The sequence below is a fragment of the Spiroplasma endosymbiont of Dasysyrphus albostriatus genome, from assembly GCF_964019495.1.
In the GTDB taxonomy this organism is placed as follows: Bacteria; Bacillota_I; Bacilli_A; order Mycoplasmatales; family VBWQ01; genus Spiroplasma_E.
Map to the genome: position 1 here is coordinate 277,925 of NZ_OZ026447.1, position 25,805 is coordinate 303,729.

Genomic DNA, 25,805 nt, shown 5'->3' on the forward strand with positions numbered 1-25,805 from the left:
ATAAATATTCCATAATTTATTTTATTAAACCTCTGGAACTCAATTAACTTTTAAATCGTTATTTTCACCAATAAAATGGTTCTTTCCTTCATCTGTTAATGTTAATTTAACATGTGTATCATGTTCTTTTAAATCTTCTGTAGTTAAAGGATCACCATCTACTTTTACAATATTAATCATATTAATATCTAATTTTGAAAAACCATTTTGTTTTTTTAATTCTTTTACTAAAATAGTTTTAAATTCAGCAATATCTGCTTTACAATTTACAGTTGGAGTTGTTAAAAATTTTAAGTTTTGTTTAACAAATAAATTTAATGAAACATCATATTCAACTGTTTGATCTACTAGTTCAACTTTATTTGTTTCTTGTTTTACTCCTTTATATAAATTTAATTTAACTTTAATTGTAATAAAATTTTCTGAACCAATAATTAAACCTTGTTGATCTTCTGCAGAATATATTGCTACTAATTCATTTTCTTTAACTTCAATATTTTTATCTTTGGAAATTTTTTGAACTGGAACTGTAATTAATTGGTACTATAATAGTTGCTAAATCTACTGTTAATTTTGATCAAACAAAATCATATGTATTATTTTCTTCGTTATATTTAATACCAAAACCTTCTAAATTACTAAAGTCATCAACATTATAACTAGAAGCAAATGATTTACTTAAAATACTTTCTGATGTTTTACAAGCAACTATTGCTGTTGTACTTACTGTTGTAAATCCAATCGTTCCTAAAATATTTAATCATTTTTTCATTTTTATAAAAAAACCCTTTTTTATACACTTATTATATTATTATTTTAAAAAAAATAAAAAAATACATTTTTAAATGTCAACAATATTTTTTATCGATTAAAATGTATTTTTTATATTTAAAATTATTATTTTAACTGTATAAAAAGTATAAGCCATTAACTATTTTAAAAGTAATAACTTTAACTTTATATAAAAAAATACAAATTAAAAAACTAATTGTTTTTTAATTTGTTCACTAATTTCTTTACTTTCTAAAACTTCAATTAACTTTAAACCAAATTCAAATACAGCACCAATTGATTTTCCAGTTATAATATTATTATCAACTACTACTTTTTCATCTAAAATAATACTTTTATTTAAACCAATATTAGTGCCTGGATAATGCGTAATTTTTTTGTTATCTATTAAATTTAATTGCCCTAAAATTTGCGGTGCTGCACAAATAGCAGCAATAAACTTATTACTATCTTTAGCAAAAATAACTAACATTGATTTTAATAATTCATTTTTGCTTAAGTTTTCTACTCCAATTTTACCACCCGGTAAAATTAGCATCTTATAACTTAACAAATCAATATCACTGATTTTCTTTTCACATAAAATAAAAACATTATGACTTGATTTGATTTTTAAGTCATTTTCAATACTTACTAAATCAATAATAATATTAGCCCTTCTTAATAGATCAATAGTAATTATTACTTCACCCATTTCATAGCCTGTTGCTAAAAAAATGGCTACTTTAAACTTCTCATTATTACTCATTATTTCTTTTCAATTCATTATTTAATTTAAAAACATTAATAGCATTTTCCCTAGTTGCATTAATAATACTTTGTTTTGGGATCTTCTTTAATTCAGCTATTTTATTAACTGTAAATATTATATTTTCTGGATGATTAATTGTTAATCCATTTTTGGGATTTTTGCCTCTTTTTGGTTCAGGAGTTAAATATGGCGCATCTGTTTCAACTAATATTTTATTAATTGGTATATTTTTTGCTACCTCTTGTAACTTCAAAGCATTTTTATATGTCACATTACCTGCAAAAGAAATATAAAAACCTTGTTTTATAAATTTTTCAGCTATTACTTTTGTTCCCGTAAAACAATGAAGAACACCATTAGTAATATTTTCTTTTTTAATAATTTCAAAAGCATCTTCAAACGCATTACGAATATGTAATAATACAGGTAATTTATGTTCTTTAGCTAATTTTAGTTGTTCAATAAATCATTTTTTTTGCAATTGTGGTTCTGTAAATTTATGATAATAATCTAATCCAATTTCACCAATAGCAACTACTTTACCGGTTGCTATTAATTTTTTCAATTCTGAAATAGTATTACTATCGCAAGTATTTACTTCTGTTGGATGAATACCTACAGCTGCATAAAGATTAGGAATTTTTTCTTCACTCTCAAATTCATAAATTTGACTAACAGCTTGCTTACTAGTATTTAAGTCAAAACCAACATTACAAATACTACCAATACTATCACCTGCTGAATAAGCATCAGTTAATAATTTTAATATTTCTGTTTCATCATAATGTTTTGACATTAAATGACAATGAGTATCAAAAATTCCATTATTAGCCATATATTTTACCTTCCCTTTTATTTTCCTAAACAAAATCTTTTAAAAATTTCATCTAATAAATCAGTTTCAAATTTTTTACCTTGCATTTCTAAAATCTTATTTCATGCAGTTTGTAAGTGAACAATAATTAAGTCTATCGAAATATTCTTTTTTAAATCTTTTAATGCTTCTGAAATACTAAGTTCAATTTCATCCAAATATGCTAATTGTCTTGTATTCGCAAAAAGTAATTCTTTATCAAAATTAATTTCAGTAGTTATAATTTTATTTTTTATTCCTAAAATTAGATTTTCAATTTCGCCCATTATTGCACTAACTTTTACTACATTAAAATTATTTTTAATGTCTAATTTTAATTTTAACCTTAAATCCGTTTTATTAATAGCAATAAGGTAATTTTTATGTTTTATTTTTTCTAATAATTGTTTATCCTCAATACTTAAATCTTTTGAACCATCTAGTACTAATATTATTAAATCTGCTTCGTTTAAAGCCTTATGTGATTTATTAATACCTGCTTTTTCGATATCATTTAAAGTATGACGTATACCTGCTGTATCAATTAAATTTAAACTAATATCACCCAAATTAATTTTGCCTTCTACCAGATCTCTTGTTGTTCCTTCTTCATTAGAAACAATAGCTTTATCTTCATTTAAAAGCACATTTAATAGGGAAGATTTTCCAACATTAGGTTTTCCAATAATAACTGTATTAATTCCCTCTTTTATAGTTTTAGTAATTTTACTATGTTCTTTAATAACTTTTATTTTATTTAAAAATTTTTCAACTAAAGGAATAACATTATTAATTGTTTTTTCCTCAACCCCATCGTATTCAGGATAATCAATATTAACTGTTATATTAGCAATTAAAGTTAGTAATTCTGAAGATAATTCATCAATTAGTATTCTTGTTTTACCACTTAAACTATTAATAGCGGTTTTTAAAATAGTATTATTTTCAGCCATAATTAAATCATTAATAGCTTCTGCTTCAATTAAATCAATTTTATCATTTAAGTAAGCTCTTCTCGTAAATTCTCCTCTTGTTGCCATTCTCATACCTGTAGATAGTAATAATTGCAAAATTTTTTGTGTTATTAGCACTCCACCATGACAATTAATTTCAATTGTATCTTCACCTGTAAAAGATTTGGGAGCGCGATAACATGCCAAAACAACTTGATCAATTTTATTCTTATTATGATCAATAATATATCCTGTTATTAAAGTGTGACCTTTTTGATTTAAAATATCTTTATCAAAAACCTTATTTAATAGCTCATAAGTATCTTTTCCTGAAATTCTAATAATACTAATTGCTTGATTTAAAGGGGCGGTTGCAATTGCAGTAATAGTATCATTTAACATTTTTTCCTCTTTTCATTTAAACAATCTAAGTGGAATGGCAACACTTTTTAGGACTATTTTTTGGTAGACATTTGTTGTTGATATTTAACTGGAGTTAAGTAGTTTAAAGTGCTGTGAATTCTTATATTGTTAGGTGGTTAGCCCTAATTACTGGACCATATTTTGATAGATATTTCTAAATTTTTATTTGTAATATTGGTGGTTTTAAAAATTTAGAATGTATTCTTTCATAATTATAAAACATAACATATTGATTTACATCATTAATAGCTTCATTGATTGTTAAATATTGATTTGAGTCTTTAGGCAATCATTCTTGAGATAAATGTGAAAATCAATTTTCAGATATGACATTACCGCCAATATCATATGGTTGTTTTTTGCTTAAAATTATTTGTTTGTTTTTTGCTCATTTTGTAATTTCTTGACAATAAAATTCGTTGGCGTTATCTGAATGTAAAATAACGTTTTTTATTTGATTTCAAGAAAATTGGTTGTTTATTTTTTCAAGTGCAGGAAGAATTAAATCTTGATATGATTTATTTGAAAATGTATTATAACTAACAACATTATTTGAATAAAAATCAATAATTACAAAAAGATATAGTCAACCTTCTTTGGTGTTTATTTGTTTAGTATCCATTGATCAAATTTGATTTGAAGCGGTTGTACTTTTGTAATCTTTGTTTACTTTATCCATTGTAGGTATTCACTTATTTGGATTTTTTTTGTTTTTAGGATAGTTATTTTTAGTTTGTTTTAATCCTTGAATATTGTGTTTTTTCATAATTTTTCGCATTTGTTTTGTTGATAATTCTATATTTAAAATGATATTTTTCTCTTGTTTTAATCACTCTTTAAAAGCTGAAAAAATTCTTAAATATCCATAAATTCTACCTTTTCTTGTAGAATGAAATTCGATTAAAAGTTGGCATAATTCTTGATATTTATGATTGCAATTAATAATATGATTTTTTTCTTTTTTAATAAGTTTTTGTTTATTTTTTAAAAAGTAATATGTTGATCTGTTTAATTGAAGATATTGACATAAGTTTCTAATTGAATATTGATTTTTGCAATCATCGATAATTTTAATTTTTTCTTTGATATTTAATTTGTTAATTATTAATGCTATTTGTTTAATTTTATCCATTAATAAAAATCCTTTCAGGTCAAAATTAGTGTTCATTATATAACACAATTGTTTTTAGAATACATTCAGATTTTTTAAATTAATGGTCTAGTAAAAAGGGCTAAGTGGCCCCATCCATTTGTTTCTAAATAAGTAATAAGTAAATTTTGTAAAGCACTAATTGTATAACCTTTTTTGCCAATTAAAATTGAATTTTCATTTTTACAATTAATATTAATATAAAATTTATTGCCATTTAATATTATTTCTTCTTGATAATTTTTTATATTAAAAAGTTCCAATAAATCATGTCATTTATCATTTAAATAATTTTTAAGATCATTTTCGTTAAAAATAAAAATTTTAGTAATGGTTTTAAATAAACGTTTTTCTATACCTAATTTTATATAAAATGTCTTGGGGGGTAAATTTTTGATAGTTTTTTCTAAATCAATATTTTTTTTAAATGATTTAATTTCCATCTTTTTTTCTCCACATTATAATAAATTACTTATTTTTTTTAGGTTGAACAACTATTTCAGATTTTGTAAATATCTTTTTAATCTTACTTGAAAATGGTGTACTAATTGTACCATTTTTTTTATAACGGCTACGTTTATGTTTATTATAGTAATGAAAACCAAGAGTTTGAAATATTTGTAATATTCCAGAAATAATTCAATAAATGCCTAATCCTGAAGGAGCAACACATACATAAAATAAAAACATAAAAATCATAACGCTTTGAATAATAACTTGTTTTTTTAATGCAGCTTTTGCTTCTTTAGTTTTAATCTTCTGTCGTGAACGATTTAAAAACATCGGTAATAACATAGAAACTAATTGTGTTGGTATATATATAACAATAATTATTAAATACATAAATTGGCCATGGGTAACCATAGTTCATGGTTGTTCAACTAAACTAATAGCACCAACAACAGTATTTTTTAATAAATTAGTTGATTTCATAACAGTAAACATAGCTGTTAAGAAAGGAAGTGATAAAAACATTGGAATAAAAGCAGCCATTGGATTTATTCCTTCTTTTTTATAAATAGCCATTAATTCCATTTGTTGTTTTTGTTTTGCACTTGGATCACGTGAATGTTTATATTTGGCTTGAATTTCGGAAGTTTTCATTTGCACTGATTGCATTTTTTCCTGATTTTGTTGGGCTTTAAAAGTAAATACTAATGTAATAAGTTTAATAATTAAGGTTGTAAAAATAATAGCAAAAATAACACTTACTGATCAATATTTTGAATTTACATCAACTCCACCACTTAATCCAGCAGAAATACTAACTAAGATTCAAGCAATTGGATAAACAAACATTCCAAAGAACGGTGATTTAGTTTGCGTTCAAGCTTCACTTCATGTTCTAATCCCTGTAAATCCATATTCATAAATATTATTACCATTAAAATGAAAAATGTGATTTTTTGCTACATCACTGTTACCAATAAGTAATTCAAAAAAAACAGCCGCTACATTATATTTTTGAAAATCATAAGCTGAAATAACATCACTAGTTGCAACATTAGGATCACCCATAGTCTGACCGCAACCTCAAAGTGTTGACATCAATAAAAAAGTCCCTAAAATAATTTTAGTTCATTTTCATGTTATTTTTAATCAAACGTTTTTTTTCTGTTGTTCAGGAAATAAAAACTTTTTATATTGCATTAATTTTACTCTCCTATAATGGGATTTTCATTAAAAGATGTAATAAAGATCTAAGATTTTCTTCATATGTATTAGATAAATAATTTTTTCTAATCATAATTACTATATCTACTGGTCAATCTTTTTTAATATCTACTAACATTCCTCGTACTTGACGTTTAATCTTATTACGTGCAAAAGCAAAACGAACTAGTTTTTTTCCTACTGATACACCTACTCGTATAGCTTCAAAATCTACTCTATTCATATAATAGATAAAAAATTGACCATTTGAAATACTTTTTCCTTCATTAATTAAATATTTAAAATGATGATTTTTCAAAAGGCGGTATTTTTTTTCCATATTTTGTTCACCTTATTTTATTTTTTAAACTATGCTGTTAATTTTTTACGTCCTCTTTGACGTCTTCTTTTAATAACATTAATCCCTGTCGCAGATTTCATTCTTGCAAAAAAACCATGAGTTTTTTGATGTTTTCTCTTACTTGGTTGATATGTCGGTTTCATTTTTTTCTCCTTTTTTTAAAATTCTAATAAAAAATCATTAAGAGTATTCTAACATAATATTTATATCTTAACAAATTATTCTGTTTATTTTTAATAAAAACAATATTAGTTTAACAAAAAAATAAATCATTTATAATATTAAATAATAAATATTATTTTTTTTTTATTTTTTTAAAAAGTATAATACAGATTATAATTATAAAAAAGTTATCAACATTAATCCACAATTTATCCACAATAATTATATTAATTAAAGAGGTTTTTAAAATGAATGACACTGATAATAAACGAGAAAACTTTCAAAATATTTGAAATAAAGTTAGAAATTTTCTTCAATATGATGAAATGATTGATCCAAGTATTTTTAATAACTATATTAAAAAAACTTATATTTATGATATTTTTGAAAATAAATGTTTAATTATTGTTGATTCACTATTTGCAAAAGAAATTTTAACTAAAAATATAACATTTAAAGTTAAAGAAATTTTGGAAAGAATTATTCAACAAAATCTTCAAATTGAATTTTTAGAACTTAATGAAGCAAAGAAACAAAAAATATATGTAGAAAAAGATTTTGTTGAATTTAATAAATTGCAACAAATTAAAAAACAATTTCAATTTAATAACTTTGTTAAAGGTGAATCAAATAACGATGCTTATCAAGCAGCATTTTCAATTACCATAGAACTTGGTAGGTATTGAAATCCCTTATTTATCTATGGTAATTCTGGATTAGGAAAAACACATTTACTTCATGCTATTGAAAATGAAATACTAACAAAATATAATAATCAAAAAAAAGTACTTTACTTATCTTCTGAAGAATTTGGTCGTATGGTACCAGAAATTATTAAACAAAATGTTAATGATATTGAAAAATTTAAAGATTCATTTAATCAATACGATGTTCTTCTAGTTGATGATATTCAATTTTTAGCTAATCGTAGTAAAACAAATGAAATATTTTTTCATATATTTAATAGTTTTGTTAACAAACAAAAACAAATTGTTATTACATCAGATAAACATCCTGATGATTTATATGGTTTTGAAGAAAGAAATGTTTCAAGATTTCAAAGTGGTTTAAGTGTTGGTATTGATTCACCAGATTTTGAAACTTCATTAATTATTTTAAAAGAAAAAATTAAGTCTTTAAATTATGATCCAAGCATTTTTACTGAAGAATCTTTAAGTTTTATTGCTTTAAATTTTAATAGTGATGTTAGAAAATTAGAAGGAGCATTAAATAGATTAATTTTTTATAGCATTTTATATATAAAGCCTAATCATTTAATAGTGCTTGAAGACGTTATGAAAGCTTTTAAAACATCAAATACTTCATTAAAAGAAAAACTAACTATTAAAAAAATTAAAACAATTGTATCTGAATATTATAATATTCCAATCAAATTATTGATTAGTACTTCTAGAGTTAAAACGATAACAATAGCACGCCATGTAGCAATGTATTTAATAAAAACACTTTTAAATGAATCATATACAAAAATTGGTTCTGAATTTGGAGGTAAAGATCATACAACAGTAATGAATGCTTATAACAAAATTAAAAAAAATATTGAAACTAATTATGAATTTAAAAAAAATATTGAAAGATTATCACGTGAATGTTTAAAACACAATTAATCCACTATTTTAATCATAAATTATTAACTTATAAAATCCTGATTTTTTACTGATTTTATAAGTTAAAATTAGTTATTCACATTAATCCACATTGTAATATTATTAATAATTAAATAAATAATAGTAATTAATATATATATATAATATATAATTAATTATTAATGTTTAAAAATGGGAGATATTTATGAAAATCGAAATCAAAAGTTCTATATTATTCAAAATAATAAAAAAAATAATAAAAATAACAATTTCTAATAACAATTATGAAGAATTATCTTGTTTTTTATTAGAAGTTGAAAAAGAAAAAATAATTTTAACCGCATCTAATGGTAATTTATCATTAAAATATGAACTAAATAATAATGAAAAATATTTAAAAATATTAAATATTGGTTCAGTATTAATTAATACTAAAATTATTTATGATATTTTTAGTAAATTAGAAGATGAATGAATTTTATTTGAACTTAAAATTAATAACTTAATCATTAGTAATTTTAAAAATGATAATAATGATTTTATCTTCAAACTAAGTACGTTGACAATTGAAAAATTTCCAAAAATTAACTTTAATAAAAATATTAAAAATAAAGTATCTTTTAATAAAAGTTTGTTACAAAATATAAATGAACAAATTGCTTTTGCAACAAATACAAACAATAATAAACCAGCATTAAGTGGAATTAATTTTAAATTTAATGATCAAAAGTTATTTGTTACAGCAACTGATGGATATTGTTTAGCAAAAAAGTGATTTTCTTTTGAAGAAAAATTAGAATTTAGTAATAAAGAGTTTAATATTCCAGTTCATTTATTAAATGAAATTGATAAAATTACTAGTGATTTAAATTCAAATATAAATTTTTATTTTGAAAATGATTATAATTTAATTATTGAAATTGAAAATTTTTTATTTCAAACACGAATGATTGAAGGTACTTATCCAAATACGGATGATATTATTAAAAATATTATAGAAAAAGAAAAAAATATTATTGAAATTAATAACGTTAGAGAATTTTTAAAAATTATTGAATTATCAATAATTTTAGCAAAAAAAGATACTTCACCTATGATTCAATTTTGAATCAATGTGGAAAAAAATGATTTTAAAATTAATTGTTTATCTAATAATGATAGTATAGGTGAAGTAATTGAACAATTTAAAAAATTTCATATTGTGAAATCTAAAAGTTTAAAAGAAGAAATAAAAGTAGTTTTTAATTCAAAATTAATTATTAATGCTTTAAAATCTTTTAATAAATGTAAAAAAGTAAATTTGAAAATTTCTTGACCAAAAAATTATACAATTATTGATAGTGAAGAAGAAACTGGGTTATTACAACTAGTTTTACCAATTGGAGAAAAATAATATGATATAACTAAAATAGTTATTTTTAATTAATAAGCTAAGAAAAGGTAAAAAATAATGAAGAAGAAATTACAATTGTTAAGTATGTTTACTATTTTAATTTTTACTAATTTAAATATAATTGCTTGTAAAAATAAGCAAGATAGTATTAGTGAATTTTATGTTTTAGGAGATAGTTTATCAGATACTGGTGCAGGAACATTTGCACAAAATCAATATTTAGAAAATAGTAATAGTAAATTTAAACATTTTCAATTAGATAAACCTTATTATAATAATTGTTGAAGTAATAATAAAGTAGCTTCACAATTAATTGCTGAAAAATTAAATATTAATTTTAAACCTGGGTGATTATTTAACATCAATGGTAAAACATTTCAAAGTTTGGGTAATAATTATGCTTATGGAGGAGAAGTTGCTGATAGCAGTGATAATAATTTAGATATTATTAAAACTTTTGATTTGTCTCATCAAACACAAATGTTGTTACTACAACATTCTTTACAAAAAAAAGATGTTATTTGAATAGAAATGGGAGCTAATGATATTGGTAATTTAATGAATAAAACAGATCCTATTATTATTAACAGTAAGATTAATAATGTAATAAATGAAGAAAAAAAAGCAATAAAATTATTAATTAAAAATGGTGCAAATAAAATTATTATTAGTGATGTTCCTGACTTAACATTAACACCAAAAATTAAAAAGATATTACATAATAATCAACAAAAAATACAAATAGCACGTAAAACATGTATTGAATATCAAAAACGATGAAAAAAAATGATATTAGAAATGAAAATAATTTATAAAAATATTATTACACCTTTTTTTCTTTCAAGAGAATTAGCAACTGATATGAATAATTTTAAAAATAAAATTCCAGATGGAATTGTTGAAACTAGTGCTACAATTTGTAAAATGATGTCTAAAGAAACAAAATATTCTTATAAACCAGTTTTTAATTCTGGAGTTAATGAAAGTAATTTAAATAAATATTTTTATTTTGATGAGTTTCATCCAGGTATGTGATTTCATCAACAAATGGCAAATAGTATTATTAATTTAATAGAAAATTTTAAATAGATTTTTTGTTAAATATTTTTAAAAAAGTAATTTATTATTTTTGAATAAAGATTTTTTAATTTTTCTTTTAAAAAAATTATGTTGTTTTAAATCAAAAAAAATGTATAATTTATACATAAAATGTAAAATAATATGCTTATTTTAAAGAATAAAAAGTCTTTTTTTTGAATTTATTTTTGAAATTTTAAATATTTTCATTATTAAATTAATGAAAATATTTAATGATGAAAGAGAGTGAAAATAGTGAGCACAAGGACTCCAAATGATTATAATGCTAACTCAATTCAAGTTTTAGAAGGACTAGAAGCAGTTAGAAAACGACCTGGAATGTATATTGGTTCCACTGCAGAAAGAGGATTACATCACTTAGTTTGAGAAATAGTTGATAATGCTGTTGATGAAGTTATTGCCGGTTTTTGTACAAAAATTTCTGTAACTATTACTAAAAATAATGAAATATTAGTAAAAGATAATGGTCGAGGTATTCCTACTGATATACATCCAAAGACTAATATTTCAACAGTAGAAACGGTTTTTACTACATTACATGCTGGTGGAAAATTTGATAATGGTTCTTATAAAGTATCAGGTGGTTTGCATGGTGTTGGTGCTTCAGTAGTAAATGCTTTAAGTAAGTATTTGGAAGTTACTATTTACCGTGATGGTAATATTTTTTTTCAAAAATATATTGAAGGTGGTAAACCAGAATTACCATTGGCAGTTATTGGACAAAGTGATAAAAAAGGAACAACTGTTTTATTTAAACCTGATGAAAGTATTTTTACTGAAACTGTAAATTTTAGTTTTATAATAATTAAAACAAGGTTAAGACAACTTGCTTTTTTAAATAAAGGTTTAACTATTCAAGTTATTGATGAACGTGAAAATAAAGAAGAAACTTTTTGTTATGAAGGGGGCATTAAAGAATATGTTGCCTTTTTAAATAATAAATTTGAACCTTTAAAACATGAAATTATTTATGGAGAGTTTGAAATAAATGGTATAAACACAGAAATAGCTTTTCAATATAATGAAAGTGAAGAATCTCAAATATTTTCATTTTGTAATAATATTAATACACCTGAAGGTGGAACACATGAAGATGGTTTTCGTTTAGCATTAACAAGAGAATTGAATTCTTATGCGAAAAAAAATAATCTTTTAAAAAATAATGATGAAACATTTACTGGTGATGATGTTAAAGAAGGAATTTTAGCAATTATTTCAGTTCAACATCCTAATCCACAATATGAAGGGCAAACTAAAACAAAACTTGGTAATTCTGAAGTTAGAAAAATTGTTTCTAATGTAACTGGAAAAATAATTAATAAATTTTTATTGGAAAACCCTGCTGAAGCAAAAATTATTATTAACAAAGTTATTTTATCAGTAAGTGCACGTTTAGCATCTAAAAAAGCACGTGAGAATATTATGACTTCGAGAAAAAATCCTTTACAATTTTCTAATTTACCTGGTAAATTAGCAGATTGTTCTTCTAAAGATCCAACTAAAACAGAAGTTTTTCTTGTCGAAGGTGAGTCAGCTGGTGGAACTGCAAAGTTGGGAAGAAGTAGAGAAATTCAAGCAATTTTACCATTAAGAGGGAAAATAATTAATGTTGAAAAAGCACGACTTTTAAAAGTTTTTTCTGACGAAGAAATAAATAATCTTATTATTTCCTTTGGTTGTGGTGTTGGTAAAGAATTTAATATTACTAAATTACGTTATCATAAAATTATTATTATGACTGATGCTGATGTTGACGGTTCACATATTAAAACATTATTATTAACATTTTTTTATCGTTACATGCGTCCCTTAATTGATGCTGGTTATATATATATAGCTCAGCCTCCTTTATATAAATTTTATAGTGGTAAATTTGTTAAATATGCATATAATGATCAAGAATTGCAAGAAATTAAAGATAATTTTAATGGAACTAATTTTAACATTCAACGTTATAAAGGTTTAGGAGAAATGAATGCCACACAATTATGAGAAACAACTATGGATCCACAACATAGAATTTTATTACAAGTAAGTATTGATGATGCTTCAGAAGCAGATGAAACTTTTTCAATATTGATGGGGAAAGATGTATTTCCACGAAAAGAATTTATTCAAGAAAATGCTAAATATGTAAAAAACATTGATGCTTAAAAGTTAATAAAATAAAATTAGGAGTTTATATATGAGCGAAATAACTAAAAAAAATGAAACATTTATTTCTAATAAATATGTTCGTAATATATCTGATGAAATGAGAACTAGTTTTTTAGAATATTCAATGTCAGTTATTGTTTCAAGAGCTTTACCAGATGCAAGAGATGGATTGAAACCAGTACATCGTCGAATTTTATATTCTTTAGCAATTTTAGGTATGACATATGATAAACCTTATAAAAAAGCAGCACGTATTGTTGGAGAATGTATTGGAAAATTTCATCCTCATGGTGATATTGCAGTTTATGAAACAATGGTAAGAATGGCACAAGAATTTAATTATCGTTATCCTTTAGCTGATGGCCAAGGTAATTTTGGTTCAATTGATGGTGATAGTGCTGCTGCTATGAGATATACTGAAGTTAGAATGAGTAAAATGGCAGGAGAGTTGGTTAAAGATTTAAATAAAAATACAGTTACTTTTGTTGAAAATTATGATGGTGCTGAAAAAGAGCCTAGTGTTTTACCAGCTTATTTTCCTAATTTATTAGTTAATGGAACAACAGGTATTGCTGTTGGAATGGCAACAAGTATTCCACCACATAACTTAAGAGAAATAGTTGATGCAATTATTTTTGTAGCTCACAATCCTGATTGTGATATTATGGAAATATTAGATATTGTTAAAGGACCTGATTTTCCTACAGGTGCAATGATTTTAGGCGTAAATTCATTTAAAAATGCTTATTTAAACGGAAGATCAACAATAACAGTTCGTAGTAAAACTAAAGTTGAAAAATTATCAAATGGTAAACCTGCAATTATTGTTGAAGAAATACCTTATCAAACTAATAAAACTAATTTAATAAATAATATAGTTAAAGCAGTTCAAGAAAAAAAAGTAAATTATATAACTGATTTGCGAGATGAATCTAATCGTGAAGGAATAAGATTAGTATTAGAAATTAAAAATATTGATTATGCTGAACTTATTTTAAATCAACTATATAAATTTACTTCATTACAAACAACATTCACAATAAATTTATTAGCATTACATAATAAACAACCTAAAGTAATGAATTTAAAAGAAATGATTGAAATTTATATTGAACATCAAATTGAAATTATTCTTAATAAGTCTAATTTTGAATTAAAAAAATATGAACATCAATATCATATTATTTTTGGTCTTGTTAAAGCATTACAAAATATTGATGAAATTATTAAAATAATTAAGGAATCAAAGAAAACAGAAGAAGCATTAACTAATTTACAAAATAAATTTGAATTTTCTGAAAAACAAGCTAAAGCTATTTTAGAAATGAAACTGCAACGTTTAACAGATTTAGAACAAGAAAAATTAAATAATGAATTATCATTTATTAATGAAGAAATTATTCGATTAAGAACTTTAATTAATGAACCTTCTAAGCAAATAGAATTAATGATTTCTCAGTTAACAACAATTAAAGAAAATTATGGTGATGATAGAAGAACTGAAATTATTGAAAATTATGAAGGTGAAATTATTGATGAAGCTTTAATTAAAGAAGAACAGGTGGTTATAACGCTTTCAAAAAGTGGTTATATTAAACGTTTACCTTTAGATACATATAGAACTCAACATCGTGGTGGTGTTGGTGTTAAAGGTGCTGGTGGCACTGATATTAATACTGATGATATTGATAAAGTTTTAATTACTTCAACTCATTCTGATTTGTTAATATTTAGTAATAAAGGAAAAGTTTATCGAATTCGTGCTCATAAGGTACCAAATTATTCAAGAACAGCTAAAGGAACACCAATTGTTAATTTAATAGCAACAGAAAAAAATGAGACTATTAAAACAATAATTGCTATATCAGAAGATTATGATATAAATGCTAATTTATTTTTTGTTACTAAAAAAGGAATTATTAAACGTTCAACTTTAGATCAATTTAAATCTATTTACCAAAATGGTAAGATAGCTATTAAATTGCGTTCAAATGATCAATTAGTAGATGTTCTGAAAACTACAGGTAATAATGAAATAATTATTGCTGTGGCTAATGGACGAGCAGTTAGAATCAATGAAAATCAAGTTAGAGTAATGTCAAGAATAGCCAGCGGAGTAAAAGGAATAGATACAAAAGGTACTCATGTAATTGGAATGTGTTCTAATCAAGATGGTGATTTAGTTGTCTCTATTAGTGAGAAAGGTTATGGAAAAATATCACGATTTGAAGAATATCGTTTAGCAAATCGTGGTGGTAAGGGTGTAATTTCTATGAAATTAGCTCAAAAAACAGGAAAATTAATTGGTATAAATTCAATAAATAACACTAATAATAGTAATGATTTATTAATTATGACTTTAAAAGGTACAGTTATTAGATTTTCTTTAGAAGATATAAGAACTACAAGTAGAAATACTATAGGTGTTAAATTAATTAGATTTAAAACAGAAGATGATGCAATTTCTTCAATTGTAACAATCCCAATCACTAAAGAAAAAACTATTTTTATTGATTAATTTAAGAGGTGCTAAAATGATTGATATAGAAAAAATACGTAATAATTTGGAAAAAACTATTAATAAAATAGAAACAAGGGGCCAAAGTTATAAAAATGAAATAAATAAAATTTTTAATTTAGATTTAGAAATAAGAACTTTAAAAACAAAAAATCAAAAATTAGAAGAAACAAGAAATAAGCAGTCTAAACAAATTGGTGAATTATTAAAAAATAAAAAAAATGATCAAATAAAAAAAATTAAAGATGATATGATTATTTTAAAAGAAAAAATTATAAAAAATAATTTAAAAATTGTAGATTTAGAAGATAAAATATATGAATTACAGTTAGTAATTCCTAATATACCACATTTTTCAGTTCCACAAGGAAACGATGAAACTAATAATCAAGAAGTTAGAAAATGAGGGAAAGTTATTAAAAAAAATAGTAAACCACACTGAGAAATTGCTGAAAAGTTAAATATAATTGATTTTTCAAAAGCAACTAAATTAAGTGGTACTAGATTTATTATGTATAAAAATAAAGGTGCTTTATTAGTTAGAGCATTAATGAATTTTATGATTGATTCTCATTTAAAAAATGGTTATTCTGAATTTTTACCACCATTAATTATTAATAAAGAAAACTTATTTGGTACAGGGCAACTTCCTAAATTTAAAGATGATTTATTTCAATTAAATAACGAACAGTATTTAATTCCAACAGCAGAAGTTCCTTTAACAAATATTTATCGTAATGAAATTATTAATTTTTCTGAATTACCAATAAAAATGTGTGCTTATACACCATGTTTTCGTTCAGAAGTGGGTTCTGCTGGTAGAGATACAAGAGGAATAATTAGATTACATCAATTTAATAAAGTAGAATTAGTTCAAATTGTTGATCCTGAAAAATCTTATGATGCCCTTGAAGAGTTAACTAATAATGCTGAATTAATTTTACAAAAATTAGATATTCCTTATAGAGTTATTAATTTATGTAGTGGTGATATTGGTTTTAGTGCTGCTAAAACTTATGATTTAGAATTATGATTACCTTCTCAAATGTGTTATCGTGAAGTTTCTTCATGTAGTAATTGTGAAGATTTTCAAGCAAGAAGAATGGAAACTAGAGTTAGTCAAGATAATAAGAAAATAGTTCCACATACACTAAATGGATCGGGATTAGCTATTGATCGAGTTGTTGCAGCAATTTTAGAAAATTTTTATGTTGAAGAAGATAATGTTGTAAATATACCTATTGTTTTACAACCTTATATGAATAATTTAAAAACTATTTAATTTATAATGTTTCACGTGAAACATTATAAATTAAAAAAAATGTATTTTTTTATAAAAAAATTGTTATAATTAATAATGCCACTGCAACAATTACATTCGAACCGGGTCAGGACCGAAAGGTAGCAGCCATAAGGATTAGGATTGTGTGCGGTGGTTTTATTTTGAAAAATAAAAAAGAGGTTTCTTTAAATGAAAAAACAAAATTATATGGAAATTGCCTTAAAGCTTGCTAAAAAAGCTGCTATTAATGGTGATGTTCCAATTGGTGCAATTATTGTTGATGAAAATGATAATATTATTGGTAGAGGATTTAACAAAAAGGAAAAAGACAAAGATCCAACTCAACATGCGGAAATTATTGCAATAAAAAAAGCATGTAAAAAAATTAATAATTGACGTTTATTAAATTGTACTATTTATACAACATTAGAACCATGTTTAATGTGTGTAGGGGCTTTGTTACAAACAAGAATAAAACATATTGTTTTTGCTTTAAAAGATAGTAAGTTTGGATGCGTTGAATCACTCTATAATTTAACATTAGATAAAAGATTTAATCATCGTAGTGAATATACTTATTCTTTAAACTTAGATAGTAAAGAAATGTTACAAAGTTTTTTTGGAGAAATTCGTAATTTATAATAATTGTTTTTATAACAAATTTTATAAAAAATTGTTAGGATAAATATAGGTGATTTAAATGAAACATAAATCTTTTTATAGAAAGTATCGACCAAATTCTTTTTCAGAAATAATTAGTCAGGATAATATTGTAAGAATATTAAAAAATTCTATTTTAAATAATAGTTTTAATCATGCTTATTTATTTTCAGGCTCAAAAGGTACAGGAAAAACATCAACGGCTAAAATATTTGCTAAAGCAATTAACTGTCAAAATAACATTGATGGAGATGCATGTAATACTTGTGAAAATTGTATAAACATTAGTTCAAATAATTGTATTGATATTTTAGAAATTGATGGTGCTTCCAATAATGGTGTTGATGAAATAAGAAGTATTAGAGATAATATTAACTTATTACCGATGAATTTTAAATATAAAGTTTATATTATTGATGAAGTTCATATGTTAACAACTTCTGCTTTTAACGCATTATTAAAAACCTTAGAAGAACCACCACAACATATTATTTTTATTTTAGCAACAACAGAACCATATAAAGTAATTCCAACTATAATTTCTCGTTGTTTATGATTTGAATTTAAAAAAATTAATGTAAATGAAACTAAAAAACATTTTATTGATGTTTTAACAAAAGAAAAAATTAATTTTGAGGTTGAAGCAGTAGAGGAATTAGCAATATTGAGCGAAGGATCTTTACGTGATGGTTTAAATTATTTAGAAAAAACATTTAATTATGGTAATAATATAACACTTAAAAATGTTGAAAAAATATTTTCTGTTTTATCAACAAAAAATAAAATATTATTTTTAATTAATATATTTAATTGTAATATTGAGCAAGTAATAAAACAATTAACATTATTTGATGAATATACTATTCAATATAAAAAAAATATTATTGATTTTATTTACATTCTTGAAGAAATATTAATTTATGCTATTACTAAAAAAACAGAATTACTTAAAATGATAAATATTCAACAAGTAAATATTTTTTCTGAAGTAGTAAAATCTGATTTACTTTTAATTTTGAATTCATTTAATGACATTTTAATTCAAGAAGATGTTGATGATTTAAAACCAACATTAATACTAAAAATATTAAATTTAATTAAAAATTTTGAGAATAAATATTCATTAAATTATTTAGAAAAAACAAAAATATCTATTATGAATATAGAAAATAAAAGTATAAATTTAAATAGTAAAGATGAAATAACAAAAATTTTAAAAAAAAGCGAAATAGATAAAAATAATGAAGAATTAACTTCAATTTTAGTAAAAGAAGAAAATACTAGTATTAAAGAAAAAGAAATTTTTAATGTACCAACTGTGAAAAATTTAAAAAATGATGAGATAATTGATAAAGCCATTAATTTAATTTTACAAGCTGATAAAAATATTAGAAAAGAAGTTAGTGAAAAGTGAAAAAATATTTCTAAATTTATTAATGATAATAAATTTAGAAACATAACTAAAGTTTATATAAATACTATTATTGCGGCAGCATCTACTAATGGCATTATTATTATTACCAAAAATATTATTCAATCTGATTTAATAAATCAAAGTTTTTTAAGTAAAGAACATAGAGAATTTTTAAATATTTTATTAGAAAATGAATACATGATTTATGCCCTTGATAAAAATCAATGACAGGAAACAAGAAAAAAATATCAAGAGTTACTAACAAAAAAAATATTACCAAAACCAGTAGATATTGTAATATCAAAACCTGTAATTGAGTCATTTACCAATGTAGATAGAGATCCGACTTTAAATTTTATAAAAAAAATATTTACTGAAATTGAAGAAATATAAAAATATGAGGTGAAAAATATGGATATGAAAAGAATGTTAGCACAAGCACAAGCAATTCAAGGAAAGTTAACAAAATTTAAAAAAGAAGAATTTACTTTTTCTGATATTGATGGTTTAGTTAAAATTATTATAACAGGTGGACGTAAACTAGTTTCAATTAATATTGAAGGATTATTAAAAGAAGCAGAAAATGATTATTCAAGTATTAATGATATGCTACAAACAGAACTAAATAAAGCATTAAAACAAATAGATGAAAAAGAAAAAAATATTGCTGGCAAGTTTTAGAAAAGTTTAGTAATTTTAGCATAGAAAGAGGTAGAAAAATGTTATTTATTACCTTTGAAGGGCCAGAAGGTGCAGGTAAAACTACAGTTTTAAAAATGATTAAAGAACAATTAAAACAAGATGGTTTTGATGTTATTATTACGAGAGAACCAGGTGGTAGCGAAATTTCTGAACAAATAAGACAAGTTATTTTAAATAAAGAAAATACATTAATGGATCCATGAACAGAAGTTTTGCTTTATATTGCAGCTAGAAGACAACATTTAATTGAAAAAATTCTGCCAAATAAAAACAGTAATAAAATCATTATTTCTGATCGTTTTTCTGACTCAACTTTAGCATATCAGGGTTATGCTAGAAATTTAGATATTGATAAAATAAATCTTATTCAAAAGCTTATTTTTGAAGATTATCAACCTGATTTGACAGTTTTATTTGATATTAAACCAGAAATAGGTTTACAACGAATTTTATTAAGAAAAGGTGAAAAATTGAATAGATTAGATGAAGAAACATTAGAATTTCATCAAAAAGTATATAATGGTTATAAAAAAATTGCTATTAGTAATCCAAATCGCGTTCATACAATAAATGCTAATTTATCAGAAAAAAAAGTTTTTAATAGTGTTTATGAACTAATCATAAATTTAGTTGAAGAAAAAGGTTTTAAAGAAAAAAAAATGAAAATTAGAGGATCTAATGAAGGAAAATAATGTAATTTTATTTGAAAATGAAGAATCAGAAAATTTTTCTATTTTTGCAATGGAAAATATTCCACAGGTAATTTTATTGTATTCGAAAAATAAAATATTAAATATAAATGTTAGTAATAAGTTAATAAAAAAAATTGTTTGTAAAAATAATAATCAATTAAAAAAATGTACTGAAGAAAATATGTGTCAAAATTGTTTTAAAATTAAAACTAATAGTTATTTTGATTTTAAAAAATTTGATTTTAGTAAAAATAATATTATGAATAAAAATATTGTTTTAGAAATTATTAATGATTTTTCTAAAACTAATTTAGAAAAAGATGCTAATAAAATTTATTTAATAAATCAAATTGAATTTTCTTCAACTTCAGCCTCAAATGTTATGCTTAAAACTTTAGAAGAATTATCTAAAAATATTTATGTAATTTTTACTACCACTAATATTAATCAAATACTCCCTACTATTAAATCTCGTTGTCAATTGATAAATTGTTCAAAAGAAAATGATATATTTGTTAGTAACGATTATGATGATGAACAATTATTAATTTTAAAAATATTTTCAAATACTACTTTTTTGACAGATGAAAGCAGTAAACTTAAATTAAAAAAATATATTGAAATTATTAAACAATTTATTATTAATGATAATGATAAAAAAGTTAACAATCAACTTTTGAATAAAAAAATAATTAGTTTAAAAGAAGAAATTATTTACTTTTTTAGATTTTTTAATTTAGTAGTTTTTAATAAATTAACTTTTCTTTTATTTAAAAAGTATGATTTTAATAATTTTTTTATTGAAAGTTTAGTTAATTTATGAAAAAATAGTAATTTAAAAAAAATAGCCTATATTTTAGAACAAATTTCATTTACAATTACTAAATTAAAATTTAATGTTAACTTAAATTTATTAATAAATTCTTTTCTTATTAAGGTAAGTGATAATTAAACTATGGAAAGTACAAAAAAAATTTTAATTTTAAATCAAGATGATAAAAAAATTAAGCTTATTCAAAGAAAAGATATGTTTTGTGTTTCTTTGGATACTATTTTATTAAGTAATTTTATTAAAATAAAACCCAGTACTAAAACAATAATTGATTTTGGAACTAATAATGCTGTTATTCCAATAATTTTAGCGGCAAAATTTCAAGGAAAAGTAATTGGTATTGAAATTCAAGAGCCAGCTGTTGAACTTGCTTTAGAAAATATAAAACTTAATAATTTAGAAAAAAGAATTGTCATTGTTCATGAAGACATAAAAATTTATGCTCAAAGAGAAAAAGAAAAAGTTGATTTAATTGTATGTAATCCACCTTTTTTTCCTTTATGAGATAAAAGCAAAGTAAAAGCACAACCTTTAAAAATTGCAGCAAGACATGAAGTATATATTAATTTAGAGGAGATTATTGCTAGCGCAAGTAAATTATTAAAAGACAAAGGGCGATTGGTTATGATAAATAGTGTAGAAAGAATAAACGAAACACTGCTTTTATTAAAAAAATATCAAATTACACCTAAAAAATTACAAATAGTTTATCCTAAAATTAATCAGGCTGCCAATGTTTTTTTAATTGAAGCAGGATTTTTAGCGAAAGAAGGAATGATTGTTTTGCCACCATTGATTTGTCATAATGAAAATAATACTTATATTGATGAAATAGCAAAGTGATATAAATAATCTTAATATAAGTGTAAGGTTAGGTGTTTAAAATGAATATTAATTGATTAAATAAACTTAATAAAAAAATAACTTACTTATTAGCTGTATCAGGTGGTCCAGATAGTATGTTTTTATTAGATAATTTAGTATGTAATGAGTTTAAAATTATTGTTTGTCATGTTAATTATCATAAACGTTGAAGTAGTAATGTTGATGAGCAAATTGTTCGAGAATATTGTACAAATAATAAAATAACTTTAGAAGTAAAAAATATTAAAGAAGAGGAATACAATAAAAAACAAAATTTTCAAAGTCAAGCACGTGTACTTAGATATGATTTTTTTAATGAAATTGCTCAAAAATATCAAGTTTATAATCTTGTTGTAGCACATCATATTTACGATTTACTTGAAACATATATTATTCAAAAACAACGCAAGGCAATAGTTTCTTATTATGGATTAAAATTTAAAACAACATATAAATCTTTATCGGTTTATCGTCCAATGTTAGAATTAAAAAAAGAAGATATTATTGACTATTTAACTTTGTATCATATTAAATATGGATTTGATGAAACAAATGAATTAATTATTTATGAAAGAAATCGAATTAGACAACAACAAATTAATAAACTTACTGATTTTGATATTAATTTAATGTTAAGTGAAATTAAAGAATTAAATAGTGAACAAGAGTTACTGAAAGATGAACTTGAAGTAATTTATAATACCATTATTAATGATGATGTGCTTGCTATTAATGAATTTAAAAAATATGAATTTAAATTACAACAAATGATTATCTATGAATTTTTAAGCCAATATCATGAAGAATTAGTTTTATCTTTAAAAAAGGCTAAAATTAAAGAAATAGTTAGAGTTTTAACTAAATCTAGTAAACCAAATATTACTATTTGTATTTCTGAAAATACTTGAGTTATTAAAGAATATAATTTTGCATATATTAGTGAAAAAAATGAACCAAAACAATTTAGTTATAAAATTTCTAAAATAAATAACTATAATTTTAAGGAAATTACTATTTCTAAAACTGAACCAACAGGTGGTGAATTTCAAGCTTTATATATTAATAAATCAGATTTTCCATTAACAATTAGAACTAATAATGGTGAAGAAGAAATTGAGACACCATTTGGTACAAAAAAAATTAATCGTTTATTTATTGATAATAAAATTCCATATCGTGAACGTCTTATATGACCAGTAATCATAAATTCAAGCGGAAAAGTAGTGGCAATTCCAAAATTATCAGTAAATAAAAACAATATTAGTGAGAAACCTAATTTGTATGTGCTAAAATATTATGGTATTATTTAAGAAAATAAATTAGAAATTAAACGTAGGTGAAAAAATAATGCAAACGCGAATTAAAATTAATTGAATGATTGTTGCACTATTCGTTGCTTTTTTAGTATTTGTTGGAATTTTATTGTGATATTTTTTAAGAGGTAATGCTTTAACTTTAGATCAATTTCAATTAGAAACATTACTTAGAGATGGTAAACTCCCTGGCAATAGTAGTGACACTGTTAGTAAAATTGATGGAGTACAAGTTCAATTTTTTGATCATACTACTTATATTACAGGTTTTTTAGGAATTAATGGTAAGGTAAAACGATTTGAAGCGACAGTTTCTGGAACTGCTACAGGTGGTTTTTATCATGATGTTATTGAAAAATTATTCAGAAAAGATAAAGAGGGTAAAGGCTTTGATATTAACCCCACAATTATTAGTGAATTAGTTCCGTTTTGAAAAACATTTTTAATTAGTATGTTTCCAATATTAGTATTAGTTGGTGGTTCATTTTGATTATTTTCTAAAATGAATAAAATGGGTGCCGGTGGTGGCATGAGTCCTTTTTCAATGGGAAAAAGTCGTGCTAAGATTAGAACATCAGATACTAGATTTACTGATGTTGCTGGTATTAAAGAAGAAAAATTGGAATTAGAAGAAGTTGTTCATTTTTTAAAGTTTCCACAAAAATATGCACAAATGGGTGCAAGAGTGCCAAAAGGAGTTCTTCTTGTAGGACCGCCTGGTACTGGTAAGACTTTATTAGCAAAAGCAGTTGCTGGTGAAGCAGGTGTTCCTTTCTTTTCAATTTCTGGTTCTGAATTTGAAGAAGTTTTTGTTGGAGTTGGAGCTTCAAGAATTAGAGAAATGTTTACTACTGCTAAAAAAAGTGCTCCTTGTATTATTTTTATTGATGAAATTGATGCAGTAGGAAGAAAACGTGCCTCAGCTTCAACTGCAACTAATGAACAAACTTTAAACCAATTATTAGTTGAAATGGATGGATTTGAAACTAACTTGGGAGTTATTATTATGGCTGCCACTAACCGTGCTGATGTACTTGATGAAGCGTTATTACGTCCAGGTAGATTTGATCGTCAAATTTCTTTAAGTTGACCTGATATTAAAGAACGTGAAGCAATTTTACGATTACATGCTCGTAATAAAAATATTTCGCCAAAAGTTAATTTTCAAAGAATAGCAGAGAGAACGCCAGGATTTAGTGGTGCACAATTAGAAAATGTATTAAATGAAGCAACGTTGTTAGCTGTTCGTCATAATAAAACAGTTATTGGTTTAGTAGAAATTGATGAAGCTATTGATAGAGTTGTTGGTGGACCTGCTAAAACTTCAAGAGTAATTACTGATATGGATAAAAAAATAGTATCATATCACGAAGCTGGACATGCTCTTATTGGTTTAAAACTAGAATATGCTTCTAAAGTTCAAAAAGTTACAATAATACCACGTGGACAAGCAGGTGGATATACTATTATGACTCCTAAAGAAGATACTATGTTTTATTCAAAAGTACATTTAAGAGCAACTATTACTGGTTATTTAGGTGGTCGCGCTTCAGAAGAAATTATGTTTGGTAATGCAAATATTACTACTGGTGCTCATGATGATTTAGAAAAAGCAACAAATATTGCCAGAAAAATGATAACTGAATATGGAATGTCATCTGAATTAGGATTAGTTCAATTTGAAAGTCCACGTAATGAGTATTCACCTTTTGCAGCAAATAAGTTTTCTGATGATATTGCATCTAAAATTGATGGAGAAATTAAAAAATTATTAGATGTTTGTTATATTGAAGCAGTAGCAACAATTAAAAAACATAAAGATACATTAGAATTAATTGCTAAATCATTAATGACTTTAGAAACAATTACTGCTGAACAAATAGAATATATTGATAAATATAATAAATTACCAATTGAAGTAATAGAAATGCAAAAAGAAATGCAAAAAAATAGTAAAAATCCTTCCAAAGAGGATAATGAATCAAATGATAAAAAGGAAGATAATAATTCAGGGACTGATGATGATACAATATCAGTTGTTCCTAAGAAGAAATAATTAAATTATTATAATAAAAAACAAAACTTACTATTTTAATATTTTCAATAATGTGTAAGTTTTGTTTTATTTTCTTTTTTTATTTGGTAAATATAATATAAAAAGTAATAAGGAGAAAA

Annotated in this window: 24 protein-coding genes and 1 other RNA gene; 15 read left to right on the forward strand and 10 right to left on the reverse strand. The window is 23.4% G+C overall.

The genetic code is table 4. The features are described from left to right. Positions 1–24: 24 nt before the first annotated feature. The 10 genes from AACL11_RS01845 to rpmH all read right to left on the reverse strand — a co-directional run bounded on the left by AACL11_RS01845 (position 25) and on the right by rpmH (position 7,079). A complete protein-coding gene (locus tag AACL11_RS01845) occupies positions 25–180 on the reverse strand; it encodes a hypothetical protein (RefSeq protein WP_338987926.1) in 156 nt (51 codons plus the stop codon). Positions 181–499: 319 nt separating this feature from the next. Next, a complete protein-coding gene (locus AACL11_RS01850; RefSeq protein WP_338987927.1) occupies positions 500–772 on the reverse strand; it encodes a lipoprotein in 273 nt (90 codons plus the stop codon). A gap of 204 nt (positions 773–976) precedes the next feature. Continuing rightward, the gene (locus AACL11_RS01855) at positions 977–1,558 is read right to left on the reverse strand and encodes a DJ-1 family glyoxalase III (RefSeq protein ID WP_252319031.1); all 582 of its coding nucleotides are present in this window, start codon (positions 1,556–1,558) and stop codon (positions 977–979) included. Then, complete coding sequence (locus AACL11_RS01860) at positions 1,533–2,378, reverse strand: TatD family hydrolase (protein ID WP_174481418.1); 846 nt, start codon at positions 2,376–2,378, stop codon at positions 1,533–1,535. Before AACL11_RS01860 ends, AACL11_RS01855 begins: the two co-directional genes overlap by 26 nt. A gap of 17 nt (positions 2,379–2,395) precedes the next feature. Then, the gene (gene mnmE / locus AACL11_RS01865; RefSeq protein ID WP_338987928.1) at positions 2,396–3,751 is read right to left on the reverse strand and encodes a tRNA uridine-5-carboxymethylaminomethyl(34) synthesis GTPase MnmE; all 1,356 of its coding nucleotides are present in this window, start codon (positions 3,749–3,751) and stop codon (positions 2,396–2,398) included. 175 nt (positions 3,752–3,926) lie between these two features. Further along, the gene (locus tag AACL11_RS01870; RefSeq protein ID WP_338986622.1) at positions 3,927–4,940 is read right to left on the reverse strand and encodes an IS3 family transposase; all 1,014 of its coding nucleotides are present in this window, start codon (positions 4,938–4,940) and stop codon (positions 3,927–3,929) included. 38 nt (positions 4,941–4,978) lie between these two features. Continuing rightward, on the reverse strand, positions 4,979–5,365 hold the full coding sequence (locus AACL11_RS01875; protein WP_338987929.1) for a hypothetical protein: 387 nt from the start codon (positions 5,363–5,365) through the stop codon (positions 4,979–4,981). A 25-nt stretch (positions 5,366–5,390) separates the two neighbouring features. Next, positions 5,391–6,572, reverse strand: coding sequence for a membrane protein insertase YidC (yidC, locus tag AACL11_RS01880; RefSeq protein ID WP_338987930.1), 1,182 nt, complete (start codon positions 6,570–6,572; stop codon positions 5,391–5,393). Between the two features lie 13 nt (positions 6,573–6,585). Further along, positions 6,586–6,915 (reverse strand): ribonuclease P protein component, encoded by a 330-nt coding sequence (rnpA, locus tag AACL11_RS01885; protein ID WP_338987931.1) that lies wholly within the window; start codon positions 6,913–6,915, stop codon positions 6,586–6,588. Positions 6,916–6,944: 29 nt separating this feature from the next. Further along, a complete protein-coding gene (gene rpmH / locus AACL11_RS01890) occupies positions 6,945–7,079 on the reverse strand; it encodes a 50S ribosomal protein L34 (RefSeq protein ID WP_174481423.1) in 135 nt (44 codons plus the stop codon). Between the two features lie 267 nt (positions 7,080–7,346). Here rpmH and dnaA point away from each other — a divergent pair, with 267 nt between their 5' ends. From dnaA to ftsH, 15 genes are all read left to right on the forward strand, one after another. After that, on the forward strand, positions 7,347–8,726 hold the full coding sequence (gene dnaA / locus AACL11_RS01895) for a chromosomal replication initiator protein DnaA (RefSeq protein ID WP_338987932.1): 1,380 nt from the start codon (positions 7,347–7,349) through the stop codon (positions 8,724–8,726). A 184-nt stretch (positions 8,727–8,910) separates the two neighbouring features. Then, complete coding sequence (gene dnaN / locus AACL11_RS01900) at positions 8,911–10,098, forward strand: DNA polymerase III subunit beta (protein ID WP_252319050.1); 1,188 nt, start codon at positions 8,911–8,913, stop codon at positions 10,096–10,098. A 57-nt stretch (positions 10,099–10,155) separates the two neighbouring features. Further along, complete coding sequence (locus AACL11_RS01905; RefSeq protein WP_338987933.1) at positions 10,156–11,187, forward strand: SGNH/GDSL hydrolase family protein; 1,032 nt, start codon at positions 10,156–10,158, stop codon at positions 11,185–11,187. A 240-nt stretch (positions 11,188–11,427) separates the two neighbouring features. After that, entirely contained in the window at positions 11,428–13,350 is a 1,923-nt protein-coding gene (gyrB, locus tag AACL11_RS01910) for a DNA topoisomerase (ATP-hydrolyzing) subunit B (protein ID WP_422397960.1), read from the forward strand. Between the two features lie 31 nt (positions 13,351–13,381). Further along, positions 13,382–15,871: a DNA gyrase subunit A gene (gene gyrA, locus AACL11_RS01915; RefSeq protein ID WP_252319057.1), complete on the forward strand. Its 2,490-nt coding sequence runs from the start codon at positions 13,382–13,384 to the stop codon at positions 15,869–15,871. Positions 15,872–15,887: 16 nt separating this feature from the next. Next, the gene (serS, locus tag AACL11_RS01920; RefSeq protein WP_252319059.1) at positions 15,888–17,153 is read left to right on the forward strand and encodes a serine--tRNA ligase; all 1,266 of its coding nucleotides are present in this window, start codon (positions 15,888–15,890) and stop codon (positions 17,151–17,153) included. 70 nt (positions 17,154–17,223) lie between these two features. Then, positions 17,224–17,318: signal recognition particle sRNA small type (gene ffs / locus AACL11_RS01925), an RNA gene on the forward strand. Positions 17,319–17,342: 24 nt separating this feature from the next. After that, on the forward strand, positions 17,343–17,795 hold the full coding sequence (locus tag AACL11_RS01930) for a nucleoside deaminase (RefSeq protein ID WP_338974350.1): 453 nt from the start codon (positions 17,343–17,345) through the stop codon (positions 17,793–17,795). Positions 17,796–17,853: 58 nt separating this feature from the next. Continuing rightward, positions 17,854–19,620, forward strand: a complete 1,767-nt coding sequence (dnaX, locus tag AACL11_RS01935; protein WP_338987936.1) for a DNA polymerase III subunit gamma/tau — start codon at positions 17,854–17,856, stop codon at positions 19,618–19,620. A gap of 18 nt (positions 19,621–19,638) precedes the next feature. Beyond that, a complete protein-coding gene (locus AACL11_RS01940; protein ID WP_210368440.1) occupies positions 19,639–19,908 on the forward strand; it encodes a YbaB/EbfC family nucleoid-associated protein in 270 nt (89 codons plus the stop codon). A 38-nt stretch (positions 19,909–19,946) separates the two neighbouring features. Beyond that, positions 19,947–20,621, forward strand: coding sequence for a dTMP kinase (gene tmk / locus AACL11_RS01945; RefSeq protein WP_338987937.1), 675 nt, complete (start codon positions 19,947–19,949; stop codon positions 20,619–20,621). After that, entirely contained in the window at positions 20,608–21,573 is a 966-nt protein-coding gene (locus tag AACL11_RS01950) for a hypothetical protein (RefSeq protein ID WP_338987938.1), read from the forward strand. Before tmk ends, AACL11_RS01950 begins: the two co-directional genes overlap by 14 nt. A gap of 3 nt (positions 21,574–21,576) precedes the next feature. After that, on the forward strand, positions 21,577–22,305 hold the full coding sequence (locus AACL11_RS01955; RefSeq protein WP_252319074.1) for a tRNA1(Val) (adenine(37)-N6)-methyltransferase: 729 nt from the start codon (positions 21,577–21,579) through the stop codon (positions 22,303–22,305). Between the two features lie 32 nt (positions 22,306–22,337). Further along, positions 22,338–23,627, forward strand: coding sequence for a tRNA lysidine(34) synthetase TilS (gene tilS / locus AACL11_RS01960; protein ID WP_338987940.1), 1,290 nt, complete (start codon positions 22,338–22,340; stop codon positions 23,625–23,627). 37 nt (positions 23,628–23,664) lie between these two features. After that, positions 23,665–25,686 carry an ATP-dependent zinc metalloprotease FtsH gene (ftsH, locus tag AACL11_RS01965; protein WP_338987941.1) on the forward strand — a complete coding sequence of 674 codons (2,022 nt, stop codon included), beginning with the start codon at positions 23,665–23,667 and terminating at the stop codon, positions 25,684–25,686. Positions 25,687–25,805: the final 119 nt, after the last annotated feature.